At 56.1% G+C, this 503-nt stretch carries 1 protein-coding gene; it reads left to right on the top strand.

The window, feature by feature from the left end; all coding sequences use genetic code 11:
- Nucleotides 1-251: hypothetical protein (locus JK635_RS08380; RefSeq protein WP_202653507.1), on the top strand; the 251-nt coding region annotated here is incomplete at its 5' end.
- Nucleotides 252-503 lie beyond the last annotated feature (252 nt).

Genomic DNA, 503 nt, shown 5'->3' with positions numbered 1-503 from the left:
TTTTTCAACTGATGTGCAGGGCGGCAACGCTTTGGTGTCTCGCCAGCGAATCTGAGCGCTCCAATGAAGTGAACAAGCTGATCATCGACAGCCTGGAATTGGACCACGCCGAAGCTAAGTGTGTCGCGGACCAAATCAGGCGGAGTGCGTGGTGGGTGAGCGCGGACGAGCAAGCGTTCGCGCAGCTTTTGGATGAGGGCATCAAATTCCGTATTCATGAAAAAGCAATGCATGCGCCGAGCCATACCTGAAGTTTGTGCGCCCGGGCCTGAAAAGGCCGCCGCTGGACACAAATCCGGAGACGCTGCCAGTCGTCATGGCTGGCAGGCATTTACTACCATGCCAGCTGGGTCGACGGTGGCGGTGCAAGCATTGCCGGCTTCAGGGCTTATCAAACGCATTGACCATGGCCTTCGTGATGCGCTGCTCAAGCCTGAAATACTCTACCCACGGATCTCCCTTCAATTCTTTTAGCCGTTGCCGCAGGTTCAGCACCGTGTAAC

The organism is Neobacillus paridis (assembly GCF_016765675.1).
GTDB classification, from domain to species: domain Bacteria; phylum Bacillota; class Bacilli; order Bacillales; family Cytobacillaceae; genus Neobacillus; species Neobacillus paridis.
Note: the sequence above shows the minus strand (reverse complement) of the source record. Positions and strands in the feature narration are given on the sequence as shown.